Origin of the sequence: Vibrio sp. Vb1755 (assembly GCF_033338635.1) — a bacterium.
GTDB lineage: Bacteria > Pseudomonadota > Gammaproteobacteria > Enterobacterales > Vibrionaceae > Vibrio > Vibrio alginolyticus.
The window spans coordinates 1-1,014 of sequence record NZ_JAWOTA010000389.1; the positions used below are offsets into that span (position 1 = coordinate 1).

Annotated in this window: 1 protein-coding gene; it reads left to right on the forward strand. The window is 43.3% G+C overall.

Going from position 1 to position 1,014, the window contains the following annotated elements; all coding sequences use genetic code 11:
* Positions 1 to 202: 202 nt before the first annotated feature.
* Positions 203 to 1,014, forward strand: an 812-nt coding sequence (gene msrA / locus R7E00_RS25340; protein WP_318124954.1) for a peptide-methionine (S)-S-oxide reductase MsrA, incomplete at its 3' end; no start/stop codon positions are given.

A 1,014-nucleotide genomic window follows, 5' to 3' on the forward strand; every position in this document is an offset into this window, starting at 1 on the left:
TTACCTCATTTTGGCATCGCTCGTTGGGTGTAACTTTTGCCCGATTGAGCGGTGTATTTCGTGCCGATACTGTATCTTTCTTATCAAAAAGGGCAACGGAATTTTAAAAATCGCTGTAATTTTTTCGCTCTTTTGCCTTTCTATTTACATAGCACTTTTTATTTCAGTCACACTTTCTACGGAAAACAACGTTGAGGTAGCTATGAAGAAAATATCTAAGTTATTGGTCGGATTCTCTTTCGCACTTCCTGTCTTGTTTCTACTTTTGAGCAAAACAGGCACCGCCGATACGATGGATAAGATGAAAGCTTTAGAGAATGCAGAAATCGCCACACTGGCTGGCGGCTGTTTTTGGTGTACGGAATCGGACTTAGAACAGCTTCCTGGCGTCTTGGATGTGGTGTCTGGCTACTCCGGCGGGCACGTGAAAAACCCAACCTATCGCCAAGTATCTTCTGGAAAAACCGGACACATTGAATCCATCGAAGTGAAATACGACCCGAATGTGGTGAATTACGAACAAGTACTCGATTACTTTTTCCGCCACATTGACCCAACCGACGATAAAGGATCATTTGTCGACCGAGGTCCACAGTATCGACCTACTATTTTCTACCACAACGCAGAGCAAAAGCAGATCGCAGAGCAGTTTATGATGGAAATCGACAATGCAAAGGTTTATCCAAAACCGCTTAAAACTGAGTTGATCAAGTTTGAGACATTCTATCCAGCGGAAGAGTACCATCAGGATTACTACAAAAAGAGCAGCCTAAAGTACAAGTACTATCGTTACGCATCCGGTCGAGACAAATACTTGGATGAAGTGTTTGGTGACGATCGCAAAGAACCTCCGAAAACACTGCGTCAGCTTATCGATGAGAAAAAACTGCTGTCGAAGGTAAAAGCATACAACAAGCCATCTCAATCGAAGATCAAGTCTACGTTGACTGAGTTGCAATACTACGTAACGCAAGAAGAAGGTACCGAGCGCCCGTTTGATAACGAATATTGGGA